Below are 20376 nucleotides of genomic sequence, written 5' to 3' on the forward strand. Positions count from 1 at the left end.
AACAGCAGGCCCCCATAAGTAAGACGCTGTGGGCAAAAAATTTCCGGAATGATTCTCACTGCCCTTTTTGATACAAAATGTATCTAAGACATGCCGCAGCAGATTGGGCTTGCAGTAGGGGCTCTAAGAAAAGACGAGTACGCTGGGACGATCAGATGACCATCAATGATTGATCTGGCTTTCCTGCTGCCAGCTTAAGAGGCAGCCAAACGCAATGCCCTAGCAACCGACATCACACACTATTGCGCCATTAACAAGGCACTGCCATCAGCCTGACGAACGACCTGTACAGGGGCAATGTCCGGCAAGATATCCAGCGCCGCAGCTGGCTCTTCAATGCTGAGCGTGCCGGAGATACGCAATTTGGCAATTTGCGGGTCAGCCACACGCAAAGCGTGGTCCAGATAACGGTTCAGCTCAGAGGCGACGGTAGACAAAGGCACATCACGAAAAACAATCCGTCCTTGCTGCCAAGCGGTCATTGCTTCAACACGCTCCTGCGGCAAGGCGGTCAGGCCATGGCTTGATGCGCGGCTTATTTGCCCCGCGCTCAGCAAGACCTTGTCCCGTCGCCACCAAGGCCCCGTAGACAATTGCACCGCCCCTTCCCGCACGGCCACCGTCACACGATCAGGGTCGCGTCGAACATTGAATTGCGTTCCTGTCACCAGCACCTGTGTCTGTCCTGCGTCCACAGAGAACGGTCGGCTTTTGTCAGGTTGCACCTCAAACAGCGCTTCACCACGCAACAGTTCCACAGTACGACTCGACTCATAAAACGCAATGTGCACTTTTGTATCGGTATTCAGATCCAGCGTAGAGCCATCGGGTAGCTGAAGCTGCCTGCGCTCTCCCCGGGCCGTGACGAATTGCTGTGAAAAAACAGGTTTTTCTGCCCACAAAGGGCGGCTGATCCAGGCACCAGCGGCCACGCTTGCGAATGTCGCTCCTGCGCCCAGCAAGACGCGCCGCCGCGTAAAGCGCTGCGGTTCCTCTGCCCGGCTATCCATAATGGCCCGCATCTGATCTTCTGGCAGGTAATCAGCCACCAGCCAGACCTGTTGCAAGGAACGATATTCACGTTCGTTCGCCGGATCTCGCGCTAACCAGACGTCCCGCTCACGCTGCTCGTGCGGCGCCAAGGCACCCAGCTGCTCCCTGGAAAACCAGTCCAGGGCTTGTTCTCGCGGCAGGTTAGAGGCAGTGACGTTATCGTTTTTAGGCATGGCTCGCGTCGCAAAGGACACAGGGCAAGAAAACGAGCCCTTCACTAATAAGACGTTTTGACATAGGGAAATCCGGAATCAATGGGGGGCATAGTTTTGTAACTTTTCTTGAAGATGCCTCAAGGCCCGTTTCATATATTTTTCCACCGAGCTGGGCGTCAGATCCAGCCTCTGTGCGATTTCCTTTTGTGTATAGCCCTCTATTTTGTTCCATAAAAAGACTTGCTGGCACTTCAAGGGCAATTCCTGCAGAGCTTGCTGCATGGCGTGGCTAAGCTGGGCCATACGCAAGTCACTGTCCGGGCCGGACTGCACCGGGTGCTCGTCCTCGCGCAAGTCGTGCAGCGGCAAAACCTCATGGCGCGCCTGCCGACGGATTTCATTAATCAATTGATTTTGCGCACTGCGGTACAGATAGGCTTTTTGATCCAAGGCCGCCGCATGCTCACCACGCAGCAAACCCTCGATCGAGTCCTGGGCTGCATCTTCCGCATCCTGTGGCACAGAGCTTTTTTTCGCCCACGACCCGATCAGCCCGCTGTACAGAGCGAGCCAGCCTTTTTTGGACGTGGGTTGGCGGGACATGGCAAATGCGAAAGACAAATATCGGATGAGTCGAACATATTAACAATAATTCTCATTTCGATATAGAAAAGTGCGTGCTATTTGCTCATCCGCCTCACTCCTCAACTGTCCTGTCTGGGGCAGCGGATACAAGGTGCCTGAAGCTGGCTCTGCCCATGTTGAGCCACTAACAAAACGAGAAGTAAGAAGCCCTCAACAAGCCTGCTTTCAAACTCAAAAAAAAGCCCTGAACCGGTGCAAACCCATCCAAACGCACTTTACTGACAAAGGGAAACGTCTCTTAACGGCAGACTGCGCATGCAATGCTAGGCTGGTCTAACACTGTTTACTCAGCAAAGGAGTCAGCCTAATGCGTTTTTCCTCCCTTCAAGCACGATGCGCAGCGGCCTTGGTCGCCGTGGGCGCGACCCTTGCCTTGTCCGCCCCGTCCTTGGCCGATGTCATCATTCCCATGAATTTGGCCAATCAAGATGGAGCCGGTGAACAGATCGGCCAAGTCTCGGTGCGTCAGACAGAACACGGTCTGGTCTTCACCCCGGATCTGAAAAAACTTAAGCCGGGCGTGCATGGTTTTCACGTCCACGAGAACCCCAGTTGTGAGCCTAGCGAGAAAGACGGCAAAGTGACCCCTGCCGGAGCGGCAGGCGGCCATCTGGACCCTGATAAAACAGGCAAGCACGGGTTCCCCTGGGGTAATGGACACCTGGGAGATTTACCCGCCTTGTATGTACAGGCTGACGGCAGCGCGGATACACCTGTGCTGGCTCCACGCCTGAAGTCTTTGGATCAAATCAAAGGGCGCGCCCTGATGATCCACGAAGGCGGTGACAACCACTCCGACCACCCTGCTCCGTTAGGCGGCGGTGCCGGGCGCGTGGCCTGCGGAGTGATTAAGTAAGCAGTCTTAACACCTCAACCCTCTCAAGGAGATGCTATGAACGAAACAACTGAGTCTTCCTTTGAACATCTGCAAGAGATCATCAAGGACATCCGTTTTGCGATGTTTGTCACCCATGCGGCCAACGGTGAACTGCACGCCTGGCCCATGACAAGCCAGAAAGCCAAAATGGGATCGGAACAAGAAGGCTACGAGCATGACAAGCTGTGGTTCTTCATGTCTCGCAGCAGTGATGCGGTCAGCAATCTGACCGCCAATCCACATGTGAATGTGAGCTACGCAGACCCTAAAAATGACACGTATGTATCGGTGTCGGGCATGGCCAGATTGGTCGATTCCATGAACCAGAAAGAACGCTTCTGGAACAGCATGACCGAAGCCTGGTTTGCCGAAGGCATTACCGACCCGGATCTGGCTCTGGTATGCGTACAGATCGACGGCGCTGAATACTGGAGCGTCAAGGAGGGCAAGCTGAACCAGATGGGCAAAATGCTCAAAGCCACCCTGATGGGCGAGTCCCTGACGGAAATCGGCGAGCATGGCAAGATCAGCCAAGGCCATAAACCCACCTTGTAGGTCGCTGCCAACCTGCAAAAACAACAAGCCCGGCCTATGTGCCGGGCTTGTTGTTAAGCCGTTTTTTTACCCCGCCAGCGCTCCAGCCTTTTGTATAAAGGCCCGGTCAAGATCAGCACACAGACCATGCGTGCCACCTGAAATGACGTCACAATCGGAGCACCCAGCTGCAACACTTTCGCGGTGATGGCCATCTCGGCGATCCCGCCGGGGCTAACGCCCAATACCAAGGTCGGGTAGGCAATATCCGACAGTCGATACAGGCCATAAGCAAAACCAAACGCCAGGCAAAGATTCAATAGGTTGCTGACAGCAACTACCGCCAAATAACGCGGCGCGCGACGAAAGAAATCCGGTCCGAATTTATCACCCAAAGCCCAGCCAATACACAACTGACCCAGGCTGGAAATCTCCATGGGCAGGCCCGAAAGCACGACATCGTTGAAGGTCAGAATACCGACCATCACCATAGGGCCCAGAACCCACGGGTTGGGCAGACGCAGGAACTGAAATAGCCAGCCCGCTGCGGCACTTAAGAGCGCCAGCAATAACAAGCCAGGAACATGTAGAAAGTCGGCCCGCGCCAGATGCCCCGCCTGCTCCCCGCTAAAGTCCAACCATTCAAAAATAAAGGGGATGCTGACCACAACCATCATCACCCGCAAACCATGGGCGGAGGCCACAAGATCAGGACGGGCACCGTAGCGTTCAGCCAGTTCGGTCATCTCGCTGGCACCACCCACCGCGCTAGCGAACCAGGCCGTCTTGAAGTCCGCATGGGTAAAACGGCTAAGTGTCCAGGCGCCCAAAGCCCCTAACAACAAGGCAAACAACACACCTAGAACAATCAGACCTGCGTTGTGACCAATCAAACGCAACATCTCGTGAGTGAAGTACAGACCCAGCGAGGTGCCAATCACCCATTGCCCGGCATTGCGCGCAAATGGGAGGCACACGCCCGGGCTGCCCGCCACTTTAGTGATGGCCGTGACAATCAAGGGCCCCAACATCCAGGGCAAAGGGATATGCAGCCAGCTGGCGCCTTGCGCGCCTGCCAAGGCAATGGCAAAGCCTATGGCAACTCGAAACCAGGTAGTCATCAACAAAAAAATAAAGCCAGTCCGTAGACTGGCATGTTCCTAAAGCACCGCTTTGTGCATCGCCGGCAAACAGGCTGGACGCATCGGTGACGGAGATTAAAAAGGAATCGGCTCTAGCGAAATAGTACACCCTCTGGCGAGGCACCCTGGCCGGACCGCCCGTTAATCTGCTCGGTCAGCTCCAGAACGAAACGTCGCAGCCAGCGGCTTTCTTCATCGTGCTCCTTATTGATGTCCCAAATCATGGACACAATAAAAGACGGCACCCGCAGCGGTACGGGCGATACAGCCAAACGGCTATTGCACTCGGCAAAAGAGTGAGCGGCATAGTCCGGCATGGTCAAAACCAAAGGCGTGTCGATCACCGCATTGATGGCCCCCGAAAAATGGGTGAAAGAGGCTTTCACCTTGCGCTGCATGCGCTCGGCATCAAAGAGCTCATCCACAAAACCTCGCAAACCATCAAACGACACCCGTCCGTGCTGGGCATGAAGGTACTCCTGCTTGCTGATCGGCGTAGAAAAACAAGAAGACTGCTTGTCGTAGACGCAGATATACGAGGCCGAAAACAGCACCTGCGATTTATGCATGGAACTTAAAAACTTGGGGCTGGAACAGATCACCAGATCGGCCCCATGTTCCACCATGCTTTGCGGCCACAGATAGCTATTGGTTTGATAGAAGGAAAAGCTGATCGTCCAGCCTTGCTCGTCCGCCATGCGGATCATGCGTTTGGCCAGCATTGTTTCCAGATCGTCAGACAAGGCGATGCGAAAAACCCGGCTGGAGCGCGCAGGATCGAAGTCTTGCTCGGAGGTAACCAGCGCCGAGATGCTTTTCAAGGCTTCGGAAATTTGCGGCGCAATCTCCAGGGCTCGGTGTGTCGGCGTCATGCCGTGCGAGCCACGCGTGAACAACTCATCGTTAAAGGCCAATCGCAACTTGCGCAACGACGCGCTGACCGCACCCTGGGTCAGGAATAAAGCATTGGCGGCCTTGGTCACACTGCGCTCGTTCATCAAACACTGAAACACCAGCAGCAGGTTCAGGTCCATTCGCCTGATATTAGCAATATTGATTGAAGCCATTTTTATAATTAGTTTGAATAATTATTTGGCTTAATTAGACTAAAAACCAGCCACAACCACAATAAGGGTCAGGTTTTGACCTGCCCTGCTCGAGGAGATAACTATGGGCACTGCTACCGTCGCCCCCTTGCATGCCAATGCAGCACCCCCAGGCCCAAAGGGCTTGAGTCGAAAACAAGTCGTTGCCGTGGGCATCGGCAACTTCATGGAATGGTTTGACTTTGCTATCTACGGCTACTTTGCCGCCGTCATCGGTAGTATCTACTTTCCGTCTGACGCCACCGGCGTTTCCCTGCTGTCGTCGCTGGCCGTGTTTGCGGTTGGCTTTATATCGCGCCCCTTTGGGGCCCTGATTCTAGGCCCGATTGGCGACCGTTTTGGCCGCAAAACCGTCTTGATGATTACGGTATTTGGCATGGGCGTTTTCACCACCCTGATTGGCCTGCTGCCCGGCTACAACACCATCGGCATTACCGCACCCATCCTCTTGGTTGTGCTGCGCTTTTTGCAAGGCATGATGGTGGGAGGAGAATGGTCCGCTGCCGGTATTTTTCTGGTGGAAAGCGCCCCCTCCAACCGCCGTGCCGCCGCTGCCAGTGTCGTGACCTTTACCGCCGGTATCGCTTTCCTGCTGGGCACCGCCACCGCTGCTGCAATCAACGCGACACTGACCGAGGCCCAAGTCTATAGCTGGGGCTGGCGCGTACCCTTCGTACTGTCCATCGTCATGACCTTCATTGCCGTGTTTATTCGCCGCAAATTGAACGACACACCGGTCTACCACGAGCTGCAAGAAAAGAAAGCCAATAACACGTTGGAGCGCGTTTCATCCAAAGACAAATTCAACGCCTTTGTACTGTCCTTCGCATTTTCCGCACTGTTTCTGGTGTCGCTGTACTACTTCATCACCTACGCCAACAACCACTTGGTTTCCGTTCTGGGCATGAGCAAGACCTCCGCCCTGTGGCTGTGCAGTGCTTCACTGGTGGTGTATTGCATCCTGCACCCGCTGGTTGGTCGCTTCTCGGACCACTATGGCCGTCGCAAACTGGCGCTATTCGCCGCTGCCGGCCTGACGATCATGGCCTACCCGATTTTCCTGATGATGAACTCCGGCAAGCCTGCCCTGATCCTGCTGGGCCTGATCATCATGGCCTTTCTGGTGGCAATTTCTGCTGTGATGAACGTGGTGTTGCTGGTGGAAGTCTTTCCCGCCTCCATCCGATCCACAGGCGCGGCCCTGGGCCACAACGTCTCGTCAGCTTTGCTGGCTGGCCCCGGCCCCTTCATTGCTGCTGCCCTGATCCAGTACACGGGTAACCCCAACGTGCCGGCCTGGTACTTGGCCGCTGTATCTCTGGTGTGCTTTCTGATCCTGTATACCCGCCTGCCCGAAACCAAAAACGTGGACTTGTCCGCAGGCTGACCCTTCAAGGAGACCTAGTTATGAGCAAAGTTGCTGTTATACAAGCGGCATCCGTTCCTTTTGACTCTGCCAGCAGTGTAGAAAAAGCCGCTGCCATTTTGCAGCGCGTTGCCGCCAACGGAGCCACCTTGGCTGTCTTTCCTGAAGCCTTTCTGGGCGGTTACCCCAAAGGCATCAGCTTTGGCAGCGTGATCGGCAACCGCCGTCCCGAAGGCCGTGCCCTGTACCAGATGTATGTGGAAGGCGCGGTTACCCTTGGCGGCCCTGAACTGGAAGCACTGGCCGATGCCGTCACCCAAACCGGCGTGTACACCGTCATGGGCGTAATCGAAAAAATGGGTCGCACCCTGTACTGCACCGCTCTGACATTGGCTCCCGGCAAAGGCGTTGTGGGCATTCACCGCAAACTGATGCCTACAGGCCAAGAACGTCTGGTCTGGGGCTTTGGTGATGGGTCCACGATGGGCACGGTGGATACCCCAATGGGCCGAATCGGTAATGTGATTTGCTGGGAGAACTACATGCCGGCCTTGCGCCAGACCATGTACGCACAAGGCACAGAAATCTATTGCGCCCCCACAGCAGACGACCGCCCTACCTGGGCCTCGTCCATGATTCACATCGCCGTTGAAGGACGCGTTTTTGTGCTGTCCGCTTGCCAGGCCATCCGCCTAGACAACTACCCCGAATCTTTCCAGAAAGAATTTGCCCTACCCGGTGAATTCGCCCCAAACAGCTACGTCATGCGCGGCGGCAGCATGATCGTCAGTCCAACAGGTGAAGTGTTGGCCGGCCCGGTGTTCGACGAAGAAACCGAGCTGTATGCAGAGCTGGACATGGACTTGCTCAAACAAGCCAATCTGGACTTTGATGTCTACGGCCACTATTCACGCCCTGACATCTTCTCGCTGCATGTAGACACCCGCGCCAAGCAGGTTGTGAAACTGCAAACCGAAGACTCGGCAGAAGAAAACCGCTAAGCCCACACCTCAAATCCTGCAAAACGGCCCCGATATGCCTGCCAGCTATCGGGGCCTAAATTTTTACTGAGTACCTGCGCATCCACGAAAACACTGTCTGAACACCGCAAGATACGCCCTGAACCCAAGATCAGGCTGGGCTAAGAGCCATAGGCTCCAACACACTCTGATAGATAGAAAGCTGCAGCTGACTTTCATCCAGCCCCATCCCCTGTGCCACCTTGCTCAATAAGATCGGGGTCAATGGCACCAGCTCTTTCTCCAGCAATCTGTATTCGGCGACGGTCATCCCCAGGCGACCTGCCAGGCGCTCACGCTTGATTTCCAGAAATTCACGCCAGGACCGGATCAAGGTCCAACGATGCTTGTGCATGTCCTTCAGCACGGCATACGGAATGCCCCGGTCTGAACGCACAAATCGCGGTGCGGCCATCAATCTGCGCACGCATTTATCCTTCATGGCATCACGCGTCAGCAAATGGGCATACAACACCGCCTGCTCGGGCAAGGAGCGAGGATCAAAATCTTCTGTGGTTAACAGGTATGTATTCATCATGGGCGAACACCCTTACGGTTTGTGAATGCGATCAATCACAAAGTACCGTTGCCGCCCAGGCCTGTCTGTCAGACTATTCTTAAAAGGGCCACTACCCCGATTCAGGTCATGAAAGCTGCTGTTCGCAAGCCTTCAAACGGCTAACACCGCGAACTCAGAAATCAAAAAATGAGAAAACCTGCTGTGAACCCCTGCGGGCCACAGGGGCGTCTTCAGTGAGGTGCCTGCATAAGCCACAACCCATGAAGACTGCCCATTAGCCATCTTCTGAACGCTATGGTCAGAAGTTATATTTCACGCCGCCAAAGAAGCTTCTTCCATTTCCCGACAAATAGGTAGGCATGGCCGCCGTTGCCGAGCGTCGAATCACATAGCTGCTGGCATACGTCTTATCGAAGATATTGTCGGCCATCAGGTACGCACTCCAGTGCTTGTCATACTGATACGCCACTTTGAAGCCCCAGATGGCATAGGCATTCTGATGCGTGCCTTCCACATTCTGATGATTGGTCGGTGTATCTGAAGCCAGCCAACGCACGTTCGGCCCCACTCGCCAGCCGCCACGGCGATACATCAACTCTGCCGCCAGCAAGTGCTTGGGCACACCGGCAATTCGATTGCCATCGTACTCGCCACCCCGGAAGCGGAAATCGCTATAGGTGTACGACACACGGTAGTCCCAACGCCCTGCTGCCGGTGCAGGGAAAGAGCCGCTCAAGCCTGCTTCCAGCCCTTGATGACGAGTACGATCGCCATAATTGAACGTCACCGACGAGGCACCCGTTGCATCACTGACTGCCATCAGCTCATCTTTGACATTGCTGCGATACACCGCCAAAGACCAATCCACTGCCGATTCGCCACTGCCCAACCGCCCTGCTCCACCCAACTCAAAACTTGTCGCTTTCTGCACGTTCAGTTCAGTCAGGCTGGTCGTTGCCGAGCGCACGTTCATCGGCTGCGTTACTTCGGCGCTAATGATTTCCCAATACGTGGGTGCCTCGTGACTGCGGCTGACATTGGCAAACACGCGCAGATCATCAGACGGTTGCCAGACCAGGCCTAATTTCGGGCTGGCATATGACCACTTCTGATTCAAGGTATCGCCTCCGCCCAAACGGTTGTTTGCATCTCGCAGTGCTTGGCTGTATTTAAGATCGCCCACCACAGTCCACTGAGGAGCAAAATTCCAGCTCAATCCCAATAGGGCATTACGGTTTTCAGCACGCAAGCGGTAGTCACCAAAATACAAAGCCCGGCTGCCATTGGCTGGATTTACCGCATACAGTTCCCGGTCCATATCGCTGCGCGCCCAATCCAGGGCAACACGGTAATCCAGCGTCCCTTCACGGCCCGCCACCTGCCATTGAGCCCCATAGGTATGGCCTTTTGTAGGCGAAGAAACCTGGGGGTTGGTAAAGGTGTCATCCACCGTCTGCCAATACAGTCCCACCGTCTGGTTAAAGTCTTCCGTGCCCCAATAACTGCGGTTGGCCAAACGGAACTGCGTGGCCTTGCGGTTCGGATCACGGTTGTAGACATTGGCCGCCATATCCTGTGGCGTACCGTAGTCGCCCATCACACTGCGCGGATCGCTATACAGCCGTTCGCGCGGAATCACGTTGGGAATATCAAACTTTAAATCCACGTAGGACAGATAGGTTCTGTTTTCGAACTGACCCCGTTTGAAGCCAATATTGCCCTGCAAATTCGTGCGTTTCGAATCCGAATGATGTCGATAGCCATCAGCCTTGTCGTGACTGATCGCCAAACGGCCATCAAATTCGTCCGTTTGAAACCCTTTGCCCGCATACATGCCCAAACGACCAAAGCTGCCACCTTCCACACTGATGGTATCGCCCTGCGTGCCGCTCATAGAGCGGAAGTCCAGTTCACCGCCCAAAGTCGTCGCCCCGGCTGACAAAGCATTGGCACCTCGTCGCACGCTGATCAAAGCACTATTGCGAGGTTCCAGAAAGCCAATCACAAAAGAGCCATCGGCCTCGTTCAACGGCAGGCCATCTTGCAAGAGCAACACACCCCGGTTGACCGGGTTGCTTTGGATACCCGAGCCTCGAATGTTCAGGCGTGGCTGGTCAATACCGCCAAAAAAATCCTGCACCACAAGGCCGGGCTGATAATCCAGCGCATCACGCAAAGTCACCAAGCGCACTTCTTCCTGTGGCTGGATCAGGTTGGTGCCTCCAGGCACCGCATCCAGCCGTGCTTTTTCTTGCCGTAAATCGGCCTGCAACACGCTTTGAGCAAGGGGTGCCTTGATGACGATGGGAGACAAGGTGGACGGAGACGGGTCGGCCCAGGCGGCGCCGGACCACAGTCCTCCCAGCGCCAGGCTGAGCGTCAACCGGCGCAATACAGGAACGTGTGACATCAATATTCTCGATAGAAAGTGAAATTACCAGTGCAGGTAGAACATGGTCTTGGCCAGGATCACGATCCCGACCATGTGACAGAACACACTCAGGTGAATGCGTTTGAAATGAATGGACTTCATGCGTCCGGTGCGCCGCAGTGTCATAGCGGTCAGGAAGTGAGCAAACACACTGAGCGCCAACAGAATCTTGATGGTCAGAAATAGGCCCAAGGTGTTGTCAAACGGATGGGCAAGAGCAGCGCGGTGATGCCAGGCCAGACCTATCCCGGCGCTGTACAGAACCAGCAAGACCCAAGGCATGATGCGACGTGCCCGATCACCAATGGCGATCTCCAGAGTACGCATGGCTTCTCGTGGAACATGCTTGCGTATGCCCTCCAGCATCAGGACTTCAAAGAACACCGTGCCGATGAAAAACAAGGCGGCAAATAGGTGGAAAAGCAAGATCACGGGATAGGCAGTCATGGCGTCAAAACCTCTTGAGTTAACAGTTGTGCATACAAAGAATCCGCCAGTCGCTCGCGTGCAGCCGCATCGCCAGGGGCTTGCGGCTCAAAGTGCTGGCCGTGCCCTTTCTGCAGTAATAGGCAAGAATCGGCTACCCGCATCAGTTCACGCGGTTGATGGCTCACATACAGCAAAGCCGCGCCGGTTTCTTCCAGGCACCGCAAGCAAACTTGCGCCAGGCTATTGCGCAAGGCCGGGTCCAGTGCACTGAACGGTTCATCCAGCAACAAAAGATCAGGCTGCAGAGCAAAGGCACGCGCCAGCGCCACCCGCTGGGCCATACCGCCCGACAATTCCCCCGGCCAGGACTGAGCCACATCGGCCAACTCAACTTGCCCCAGCCAATACAGGGCACGCTCTTTCGCTTGCTGAGCCGACAAGCCTTGCGCACGCAAGGGGATTTGCACGTTGTCCAGCACCCGCCGCCAAGGCAATAGGCGTGGCTGCTGGAAGACCAAGACCGGATGACGAAACTCGTTTCGGATCTGGCCGCTGTCAGGCCGAATCAACCCGGCCACCAGACGTAACAAGGTACTTTTCCCCTCGCCGCTAGGCCCCAGAACGCCCAGGCGCTGTCCGGCCTTCAGGGTGAAGCTCAAGTCCTGCAAAACCGGTTTTTGCCCGAACTGAAGCTGGACATGGTTTAACTCAAGCATGGGACTCCTCCCGCCACTGGCCCAAACGACGCTGCAAGGGTTGCAGCAGGATGAACTCAATCGCAGCCACCAAAGCCAGAATCAGCACCACCCAGGCATATAGCTCGGCACTGTCAAAAGTGCTGCGGGCATTGGCCAAGGCATAACCTGCTCCGCTCTCGGCGCCCAATACTTCGGCCATCACCACCAAGCGCACACCACCACAGCAGGCAATCAGCAAGGCGGCGGTCAAGGGGGCCGTCAAAGAAGGCAGATACAGGTGACGCAGACGACGCCACCAGCCCAGCCGATAAACGTGGCTCATCTCGATCAAATCCCGGTCCACCTGCAACATGCCTTTGACGGTATTGACGTACATGCCCGGCACCATCATCAGCACCGTCATGAAAATCACCATGCCCGAGCCCAGACCAAACCAGAGCATGGCGAGGACGACCACCACCACCGGCGGGATCGCCATCAGCAACCAGCGCAACGGTTCCAGCAAGCCCCGTAAGCGTGGGCTGTGCGCGGCCAGAATTCCCAGAGTGAAGCCGATCGTGCAGCCCACGCTGACACCAATGGCTACCCGCAGCAAGCTGGCGCCGGCATCGTTCAGGAAATGCCCTGATGTCACCAGGCGAGGGACGGCGCGGGCGGTTTCCAAAGGCGAAGCCATCAACAAAGGCCCCAGAAACATGGCACTGATCTGCCAGCACAGCACAATCAGCAGCACTCCCACTACCCCCCAGGCGCGAGAGCTATGGGCTGACAAATGTGGCTTGGTTTTCATGGTCCATAAAATCCGGCAGCTGGCAGACCACCACCCAAAGCCTGGGGATGCTGAGCGGCCAGCAATTGGTACAAGGCTTCCAGTTGCGGACGGATTTCGCTGGCTGGGCGGCTGTCCAGACGAGTCTGTTCAATCGCGGTTTGAATGGCAGGAACCGGGAACTGCGGCAGATACTGATGAACCATCTGCGCGCAGTCTTGCGGCTGTTGGCTGCACCAACGGGCGGACTGAGCATAGGCGCGCTCTACGGCCTGATTCAGTTCCGTGTCGTGAGCCACAGTGACATTGGCCATAACGCCTGCTTGCGGTAAAGCCTGTTGCTGCGGAAACGCTTCTCCCCAAGCCTGCTCCAGACTTTTTCCGCGATGCAGCTCCACGTTTTTCTGGCCCGCCTGCCAAAGCAGTAAGGACGCAGTGGGCTCCACCAGCAGGGCCTGATCCCCTTGTCCGGTCAACATCAGAGCAATCGCATCCTGGGCATCACGAGTGCGGCGCAGACGCACCGCCTCATTGCCGGACTGCGCTTGTTTTGCCAGCAAGGTATCCAGCAGCACGGCAGGCAGATCACGCTGGAATGGCACCAGCAGCTCCTTACCCGCCAGATCCGCAAAGCTCTTGACCGCAGGATCGCGGCTGACCAGCCACAAAATCCCCCAGACTGAAATATTCAGCTGTTTAACGGCCTGGCCCTTATTGAACATCAGGGCGGACAGATTGCTGGGCGCGGCGCTGTAGTCCACTTCCTTTTTTGCCAGCAGCACACGCAACTGATCCGGGTTCTGCCACAGGCGGAACTCCAGCTTGTCCGTGTATTGGCTAAGGGCTTGGGTTTGGGCCATATGCATCAGCGGGTACGACACCACAGCGGCGGGACCGGCCAACGTCAGCGACTCATAGCGGGTAGCGGCCTGCGCGCCTGCCGAGCAAAGGCCAATCGCCAACAGGCCCATACCCAACAACGCGTGCAATTTATGCTGGCGGTCCCCCAAAGAGGCGCTTTTTGTCTTGGGGCGGCCCGGCGATGAAAAAGACCCCCACGCTGCGCGGGCTGCTGCCCGCTGGCTGCCCCCCGCGGGGGCGCTTTTTGTCTTGGGACGGCCCGGCGACAAAATCCATCGATAGATATATGGCATGAAGATTCGTATAATGAGAACTATTATCAAGTGGGAATTCTCCCATCTTCATTCCGTCCTCCCAATGACAAAAGTCAACATGCCCGGCCCGCGTCCATCTCTGCATGATTTGCTCACCCGCCATCGTCTGCTGCAAGGCTTGCCCGCTCAGGCCGTGCTGCATCTGTGTCAGGACGCTCAGACGCAACAAGCCAGCGCCGGACAAATCTTGTTCAACGAAGGGGACGAAGCCCGGTATTGCTTATTGATAGACAGCGGCCAGGTTGAAATCCTGCGCTACAGCCAAAACGGGGACGAACGGGTCTTTAATGTGTTCGAACCCGGTCAACTGGTCGCTGAGGCGGCCATGTTCATGACCCACGGCCGCTACCCCATGTGCGCCCGGGCCAAGGGCACGGTGCAGGTATACAAGTTGTCGCGCAGCAGTCTGCAAGAGGCTTGCCGACTCTGGCCTGAACTGGCCATGAATATGATGGCTGGCCTGAGCAGCGCCTTGTATGCCCAGGTCAATAAGGTGGACTGGATTTCAGCCAGCTCGGCGGCGGAGCGCCTGGCGAATTACTTGCTGAACCTGCAAGCCCGCCAAGGAACCAATATCCAGTTGCCGTTGAATCAACGTCAGTTGGCCGCTCACTTAGGCATCCGTGCCGAAACCTTAAGCCGCCTGTTTACCGACTGGCAGGCACGCGGCTACGTCAGTGGCAAGCGCTGCGACTGGCAAGTACACGATCAAGCTCACCTGCGCCGTCTGGCCAGCCCCGCTCAACGCTCTTTTTAAGCCGTTCACCAAGCAAAGACCGACAAGTTCCACGCCCTTGTTCGGGCGGCACTCATGACTTTTGTCATTGGTAGACCCTGTCAGCAGACCGAGAATGCCGACTTCCGCTTCTCTGGTTTTTCTTGCCCCCATGACAGACTCCCACGCCCTGCCCGATTACACCGAAACCGATATTCGCCAACTGGTTACGCGCTTTTATGCCCAGGTACGGCAAGATGAGCAGATTGGACCTATTTTTGAAACCCATGTGCAGGACTGGGACGAGCATCTGGATATGTTGTGCGACTTCTGGTCTGCTATCTTGCTGGGAACTCGCCGCTTCAAGGGAGCGCCGATTGCCCGTCACGCCGCGCTGCCAGAACTGGCCTGGCCTTTGTTTGAACGCTGGCTGCTCATCTTCCGGCAAACAACGGCAGCGCTGAACAACTCAGCCCTTCAAAGCAAGGCAGATGCTATGGCAGAACGCATCGCCGCCAAACTATGGCAAACCTATCAGGCGCAAAGCAATCAACCGCGCTTGCCTGATACCTTGCCACCGGGCCTGGAACGCTACAGCCAGTCCCCTGTCTTTACCCCTGACAATCTGCCCGATGCCCTGCGCCGCGCTCACAACACCAAAGTGGGGACCTGGGGTCTGCTGCGAGTTCAAACAGGCGTGCTGCGCTTTGCTCTGGACCAAGCGCCTTTCACCGAGGTAGTCCTAACCGCGGGCCAGTGTGTCGTGATCGAGCCACAGGTTCTGCACCATGTGGAATTTGAGCTGCCAGGCAGTTTTCAGATCGAATTTCACAAACAAACTGTCTAAACAGACAAATTCCCTTACAAATAATAGGTGAATACCCGGAGCACAGGCCGGCTAGTCGTTTACGGGGTGAAAACATCAATAGAATCAAGTTGTTCTTGATCAATAAGACACGCCCTTTTGCCAGATCCCGATAAGTTCAACGCTTATACTGTTCAACTATAAAACAGGGGGCCCGCTCATAAGGCGCTCCCCCACCAATTTCAAACACGAAAACACATCCTATTGGAGAGCCGCATGGTGAACATGAATCGGCGTCAGTTCTTCAAAGTGACGGGGGCCTCGCTGGCCAGTTCCAGCATGGTTTTGCTGGGCGCTGCGCCCACCCCCGCCATGGCGGAAGTCAGGCAGTACAAACTGACCCGCATGACAGAGACGCGCAATACCTGTCCTTACTGTTCTGTAGCCTGTGGGGTGCTGCTGTACTCCCGTGGTGACGGGGCCATGAATGCTGAACCCAGTGTGGTTCACATTGAAGGCGATGCCGATCACCCCGTGAACCGCGGCACACTCTGTCCGAAGGGCGCAGGCTTGGTGGATTTCATCAAGAGCCCCAACCGACTCAAATACCCCGAATACCGTGCCCCTGGTTCGGACAAGTGGGAACGCATCTCTTGGGAAGACGCTTTCACGCGTATTGCCAAGCTGATGAAAGAAGACCGCGACGCCAACTTCCAGGCAAAGGCTGAAGACGGCACCGTGGTGAACCGTTGGCTGACCACCGGCATGCTGGCTGCTTCGGCAAGCAGCAATGAAGTGGGCTATATCACCCATAAAGTCGTCCGCAGTATGGGCGTATTGGCGTTCGATAACCAAGCACGTGTCTGACACGGCCCGACGGTGGCAGGTCTTGCCCCGACGTTTGGCCGTGGAGCGATGACGAACCATTGGGTCGACATCAAGAACGCGGATATTGTGCTGATTATGGGCGGCAACGCAGCCGAGGCGCACCCCTGTGGGTTCAAATGGGTGACCGAGGCCAAAGCACACAACAATGCAAAACTGATCGTTGTGGATCCACGCTTTACGCGTTCGGCATCCGTGGCGGACTTTTACGCGCCTATACGTACTGGTAGTGACATCACCTTCTTGGGTGGCGTCATCAAGTACCTGCTGGATAACGACAAGATCCAGCACGAATACGTGCGCAACTACACCGATATGCCCTATATCGTGCGTGAAGACTTTGACTTCGTGCAGGGGCTGTACTCGGGCTACAACGAAGAAAAACGCAGCTACGACAAGTCCTCCTGGGACTACGAGCTAGGCGAGGACGGTTTCGTCAAAACCGACCCCACCATGAAACACCCCCGCTCGGTGTATCAGCTGCTGCGCAAGCACTACGAGCGCTACACACCCGAAATGGTGGAACGCGTCTGTGGCACCCCCAAGGACAAGTTCCTGAAAGTCTGTGAAATGCTGGCATCGACGGCTTCGCCTGATCGCGCCGGCACCATTCTGTATGCACTGGGCTGGACGCAACACAGCATTGGTTCGCAGATCATCCGTACCGGTGCCATGGTGCAATTGCTGCTGGGCAATATCGGTATTGCTGGCGGTGGCATGAACGCGCTGCGCGGACACTCCAACATTCAGGGCCTGACTGACCTGGGCTTGATGTCCAACCTCTTGCCTGGCTATCTGACTTTGCCTAACCAGGCCGAGAAAGACTTCGACGGCTATATCGCCTCGCGTGCCCAGCAACCGTTGCGCCCTAACCAACTGAGCTACTGGCGCAACTACAAGAAGTTCCACGTCAGCCTGATGAAGGCCTGGTTTGGTGATGCGGCCCAAGCGGACAATAACTGGGCTTTCGATTACCTGCCCAAGCTGGACAAGCTCTACGACATGCTGCAAGTGTTCGAGCTGATGGACGAAGGCAAGATGACGGGCTACATCTGTCAGGGCTTTAACCCCCTGGCAGCGGCACCGTACAAGGCCAAGCTGCTGCGTGGTTTCTCCAAGCTCAAGTACATGATCATCATGGACCCGCTGGTCACGGAAACGTCAGAGTTTTGGAAAAACTATGGCGAGCACAATGATGTTGATTCCGCGTCCATCCAGACCGAAGTCTTCCGTCTGCCCACCACCTGTTTTGCCGAGGAAGAAGGCGCACTGGTGAACTCGGGCCGTTGGTTGCAATGGCACTGGAAAGCCGCCAACCCTCCGGGCGAGGCCAAGAGCGATATCGAGATCATGAGTACGCTGTTCACGCGTATCCGCTCGCTGTACCAGAAAGAAGGCGGAGCCTACCCTGATCCGATCCTGAACTTGTCCTGGCCCTACTCCAATCCGGATGATCCCACCGCCGCCGAACTGGCCAAGGAATACTCTGGACGCGCACTGGTGGATCTGGTCGATCCCAAAGATCCGACCAAAATCACCCGTAAAGCAGGCGAACAAGTCGATGGTTTTGCCGAATTGCGCGACGACGGCACCACGCTAAGCGGTTGCTGGATCTACGCCGGTGCCTGGACGCAGCAAGGCAATATGATGGCTCGCCGTGACAATAGCGATCCAACCGGAATCGGCCAGACGCTGAACTGGGCCTGGGCCTGGCCAGCGAACCGTCGTGTGCTGTACAACCGCGCATCCTGTGACTTGGAAGGCAAACCCTTTGACCCGCGCCGCAGCCTGATTCACTGGGACGGCAAACGCTGGGGTGGAGCCGACATTCCTGACTACAAGGCCGATGAAAATCCGGCCGATGGCATGGGACCGTTCATCATGAACCCCGAAGGGGTGGCCCGCTTCTTTGCCCGCAAGGGCATGGCAGAAGGTCCGTTCCCCGAGCACTACGAGCCCTTTGAAAGCCCGCTAAGTTACAACCCCCTCAGTCCTGACGAACCACGTGCAATCACCAACCCGGCTGCCCGTATCTTCAAGGACGACTTGGCGGCCATGGGTACGGTAGACAAATTCCCCTATGTGGGCACGACCTACCGCCTGACCGAGCACTTCCACTACTGGACCAAGCACGTGAAGCTGAACGCTATCGTGCAGCCCGAACAGTTTGTGGAAATTGGCGAGGAACTGGCCAAGGAAGTGGGCATTGTGCAGGGTGACCGCGTCAAAGTGTCCTCCAACCGTGGCTACATCAAGGCCGTGGCGGTGGTGACCAAACGCATCAAGGCCCTGAACGTGGACGGCAAAGTCGTCCACCAAGTGGGTATCCCGCTGCACTGGGGTTTTGTGGGTCTGGCCCGACCTGGATTCCTGATCAATGCGCTGACACCGCCCGTGGGCGATGGCAACTCGCAAACGCCGGAGACCAAGGCCTTCCTGGTTCAACTTGAAAAGATTAAGGAGTAAGCCATGGCCTTGCAATCACTTGATATCAAACGGCGCTCCGCAACCACCACCCCCATGCCCAGCGTGCGCGAGCCCGTGGGCGGGGAAGTGGCCAAGCTGATCGACACCAGTAAGTGCATCGGCTGTAAGGCCTGTCAGGTCGCCTGCATGGAATGGAACGATACGCGGGACGAAATCGGTCACAACGTCGGGGTATATGACAACCCCGCCGACCTGACCGACAAGTCCTGGACCATCATGCGCTTTGCGGAGTATGAAAACCCCGCTGGCGATCTGGAATGGCTGATTCGCAAAGACGGCTGTATGCACTGCGAGGACCCGGGCTGCCTGAAGGCCTGCCCCTCGCCGGGCGCCATCGTGCAGTACACCAATGGCATTGTGGATTTCCACGAAGAAAACTGCATTGGCTGCGGATACTGCGTCACCGGCTGTCCTTTCGATGTGCCCCGCATCTCGGAAAAGGACAAGAAAGCCTACAAGTGCACCTTGTGTTCGGACCGCGTGGCGGTTGGACAGGAACCGGCCTGCGCCAAAACCTGTCCTACCGGCGCGATCGTCTTTGGTACGAAGGAAGATATGCAGCACCACGCTGCCGAACGTATCGAGGACCTGAAGTCGCGCGGCTTTGAAAATGCAGGCCTGTATGACCCGGCTGGAGTGGGCGGCACTCACGTCATGTACGTGCTGCATCACGCCGACAAGCCCGAGCTGTACAGCGATCTGCCCAAAGACCCGCAGATCAGCCCCATGGTCTCGCTCTGGAAGGGAGTGGCCAAACCCCTGGGTGTCGCTGCCATGGCACTGACCGCCCTGATTGGTTTCTTCCATTACATCCGGACCGGTCCTAACGAGACCGACGAGGAGGATGAGCGCCGCGCCGACGAGGAAGCACGCAAGATCCAGGAGACTCACCATGACTGATCGCAACCGCAAGGGCTTGATTCAGCGCTACACCACCAGCCAGCGCATTAATCACTGGATCATTGCCATCAGCTTTGTGCTGCTGGCCTTGTCTGGGCTGGCGCTGTTTCATCCGTCAATGTTCTGGTTGACCAACTTGTTGGGTGGTGGCCCGTGGACACGCATTCTGCATCCGTTTATCGGTGTAGTGATGTTCGTGTGCTTTTTCCTGTTTGCAGCCCGTATGGTCCGGCACAATATGTTCACCAAAGGGGACGCAGCCTGGCTGCGCCACTTTAAAGACGTACTGGATGCCAAGGACGAGCGCATCCCCGAAGTAGGCCGCTACAACGCCGGACAAAAAATCCTGTTCTTTGCCCTGGTGTTGTTCATGCTGGGCCTGCTGGCAACTGGATTGGTGATGTGGCGCGAATACTTTTCCGCCTTCTTCCCCATCTGGGGCATTCGCCTGGCCTCGGTGCTGCACGCTGTCTTTGCCCTGCTGATGATTTGCGCAATTATCGTGCACATCTATGCAGGTATCTGGGTCAAGGGATCAGTCAAAGCCATGACCCAAGGTACAGTGACTCGTGCCTGGGCCTGGAAGCATCACCGTTCCTGGTTCCGTGAGGAAATGGAAAAAGGCCCTAGCCGTCCGGCTGAATAAGCTCGTATCCGGTTCATTA

General features: G+C 56.3%; 19 protein-coding genes. 9 read left to right on the plus strand and 10 right to left on the minus strand.

Annotated features, from left to right (window positions below; translation table 11 throughout):
- Positions 1-239 precede the first annotated feature (239 nt).
- Both AC1RSM_RS15310 and AC1RSM_RS15315 read right to left on the minus strand, forming a co-directional pair.
- On the minus strand, positions 240-1226 hold the full coding sequence (locus tag AC1RSM_RS15310) for a FecR family protein (RefSeq protein ID WP_492933402.1): 987 nt from the start codon (positions 1224-1226) through the stop codon (positions 240-242).
- A 78-nt stretch (positions 1227-1304) separates the two neighbouring features.
- Positions 1305-1811, minus strand: coding sequence for an RNA polymerase sigma factor (locus tag AC1RSM_RS15315; RefSeq protein WP_492933403.1), 507 nt, complete (start codon positions 1809-1811; stop codon positions 1305-1307).
- A 349-nt stretch (positions 1812-2160) separates the two neighbouring features.
- Here AC1RSM_RS15315 and sodC point away from each other — a divergent pair, with 349 nt between their 5' ends.
- Positions 2161-2709, plus strand: coding sequence for a superoxide dismutase [Cu-Zn] SodC (gene sodC / locus AC1RSM_RS15320; RefSeq protein ID WP_492933404.1), 549 nt, complete (start codon positions 2161-2163; stop codon positions 2707-2709).
- Positions 2710-2745: 36 nt separating this feature from the next.
- Complete coding sequence (locus AC1RSM_RS15325) at positions 2746-3285, plus strand: pyridoxamine 5'-phosphate oxidase family protein (protein WP_492933405.1); 540 nt, start codon at positions 2746-2748, stop codon at positions 3283-3285.
- A 53-nt stretch (positions 3286-3338) separates the two neighbouring features.
- Here the strand turns inward: AC1RSM_RS15325 and AC1RSM_RS15330 are convergent, their stop codons facing one another.
- Together AC1RSM_RS15330 and AC1RSM_RS15335 are read right to left on the minus strand one after the other, a co-directional pair.
- Positions 3339-4385 (minus strand): AbrB family transcriptional regulator, encoded by a 1047-nt coding sequence (locus tag AC1RSM_RS15330; RefSeq protein ID WP_492933406.1) that lies wholly within the window; start codon positions 4383-4385, stop codon positions 3339-3341.
- Between the two features lie 113 nt (positions 4386-4498).
- Positions 4499-5440, minus strand: a complete 942-nt coding sequence (locus AC1RSM_RS15335; RefSeq protein WP_492933407.1) for a LysR family transcriptional regulator — start codon at positions 5438-5440, stop codon at positions 4499-4501.
- Between the two features lie 136 nt (positions 5441-5576).
- Here AC1RSM_RS15335 and AC1RSM_RS15340 point away from each other — a divergent pair, with 136 nt between their 5' ends.
- Positions 5577-6899, plus strand: coding sequence for an MFS transporter (locus AC1RSM_RS15340; protein ID WP_492933408.1), 1323 nt, complete (start codon positions 5577-5579; stop codon positions 6897-6899).
- A 20-nt stretch (positions 6900-6919) separates the two neighbouring features.
- Entirely contained in the window at positions 6920-7879 is a 960-nt protein-coding gene (locus AC1RSM_RS15345) for a carbon-nitrogen hydrolase family protein (RefSeq protein WP_492933409.1), read from the plus strand.
- 130 nt (positions 7880-8009) lie between these two features.
- Here the strand turns inward: AC1RSM_RS15345 and AC1RSM_RS15350 are convergent, their stop codons facing one another.
- From AC1RSM_RS15350 to AC1RSM_RS15375, 6 genes are all read right to left on the minus strand, one after another.
- A complete protein-coding gene (locus AC1RSM_RS15350; RefSeq protein WP_492933410.1) occupies positions 8010-8435 on the minus strand; it encodes a helix-turn-helix domain-containing protein in 426 nt (141 codons plus the stop codon).
- Between the two features lie 280 nt (positions 8436-8715).
- Complete coding sequence (locus AC1RSM_RS15355) at positions 8716-10827, minus strand: TonB-dependent receptor family protein (RefSeq protein WP_492933411.1); 2112 nt, start codon at positions 10825-10827, stop codon at positions 8716-8718.
- A gap of 24 nt (positions 10828-10851) precedes the next feature.
- Positions 10852-11295: a CopD family copper resistance protein gene (locus tag AC1RSM_RS15360; protein ID WP_094197930.1), complete on the minus strand. Its 444-nt coding sequence runs from the start codon at positions 11293-11295 to the stop codon at positions 10852-10854.
- Positions 11292-11993, minus strand: coding sequence for an ABC transporter ATP-binding protein (locus AC1RSM_RS15365; RefSeq protein WP_492933412.1), 702 nt, complete (start codon positions 11991-11993; stop codon positions 11292-11294). Before AC1RSM_RS15365 ends, AC1RSM_RS15360 begins: the two co-directional genes overlap by 4 nt.
- Positions 11986-12765 (minus strand): ABC transporter permease, encoded by a 780-nt coding sequence (locus tag AC1RSM_RS15370; RefSeq protein WP_492933413.1) that lies wholly within the window; start codon positions 12763-12765, stop codon positions 11986-11988. The genes AC1RSM_RS15365 and AC1RSM_RS15370 overlap by 8 nt, the downstream gene beginning before the upstream one ends.
- Positions 12762-13733: an ABC transporter substrate-binding protein gene (locus AC1RSM_RS15375; protein WP_492933414.1), complete on the minus strand. Its 972-nt coding sequence runs from the start codon at positions 13731-13733 to the stop codon at positions 12762-12764. The genes AC1RSM_RS15370 and AC1RSM_RS15375 overlap by 4 nt, the downstream gene beginning before the upstream one ends.
- A gap of 229 nt (positions 13734-13962) precedes the next feature.
- Here AC1RSM_RS15375 and AC1RSM_RS15380 point away from each other — a divergent pair, with 229 nt between their 5' ends.
- The 5 genes from AC1RSM_RS15380 to AC1RSM_RS15400 all read left to right on the plus strand — a co-directional run bounded on the left by AC1RSM_RS15380 (position 13963) and on the right by AC1RSM_RS15400 (position 20357).
- Positions 13963-14676, plus strand: coding sequence for a Crp/Fnr family transcriptional regulator (locus tag AC1RSM_RS15380; RefSeq protein ID WP_492933415.1), 714 nt, complete (start codon positions 13963-13965; stop codon positions 14674-14676).
- Positions 14677-14770: 94 nt separating this feature from the next.
- Positions 14771-15481 (plus strand): TehB-like domain-containing protein, encoded by a 711-nt coding sequence (locus tag AC1RSM_RS15385; RefSeq protein ID WP_492933416.1) that lies wholly within the window; start codon positions 14771-14773, stop codon positions 15479-15481.
- Between the two features lie 234 nt (positions 15482-15715).
- Positions 15716-18790 carry a formate dehydrogenase-N subunit alpha gene (gene fdnG / locus AC1RSM_RS15390; RefSeq protein ID WP_492933417.1) on the plus strand — a complete coding sequence of 1025 codons (3075 nt, stop codon included), beginning with the start codon at positions 15716-15718 and terminating at the stop codon, positions 18788-18790.
- Positions 18791-18793: 3 nt separating this feature from the next.
- Entirely contained in the window at positions 18794-19711 is a 918-nt protein-coding gene (gene fdxH, locus AC1RSM_RS15395; protein WP_492933418.1) for a formate dehydrogenase subunit beta, read from the plus strand.
- Positions 19704-20357 carry a formate dehydrogenase subunit gamma gene (locus AC1RSM_RS15400; RefSeq protein ID WP_492933419.1) on the plus strand — a complete coding sequence of 218 codons (654 nt, stop codon included), beginning with the start codon at positions 19704-19706 and terminating at the stop codon, positions 20355-20357. Before fdxH ends, AC1RSM_RS15400 begins: the two co-directional genes overlap by 8 nt.
- The last annotated feature ends 19 nt before the right edge of the window (positions 20358-20376 follow it).

Source organism: Alcaligenes sp. GW821-FHT11D07, assembly GCF_058808495.1.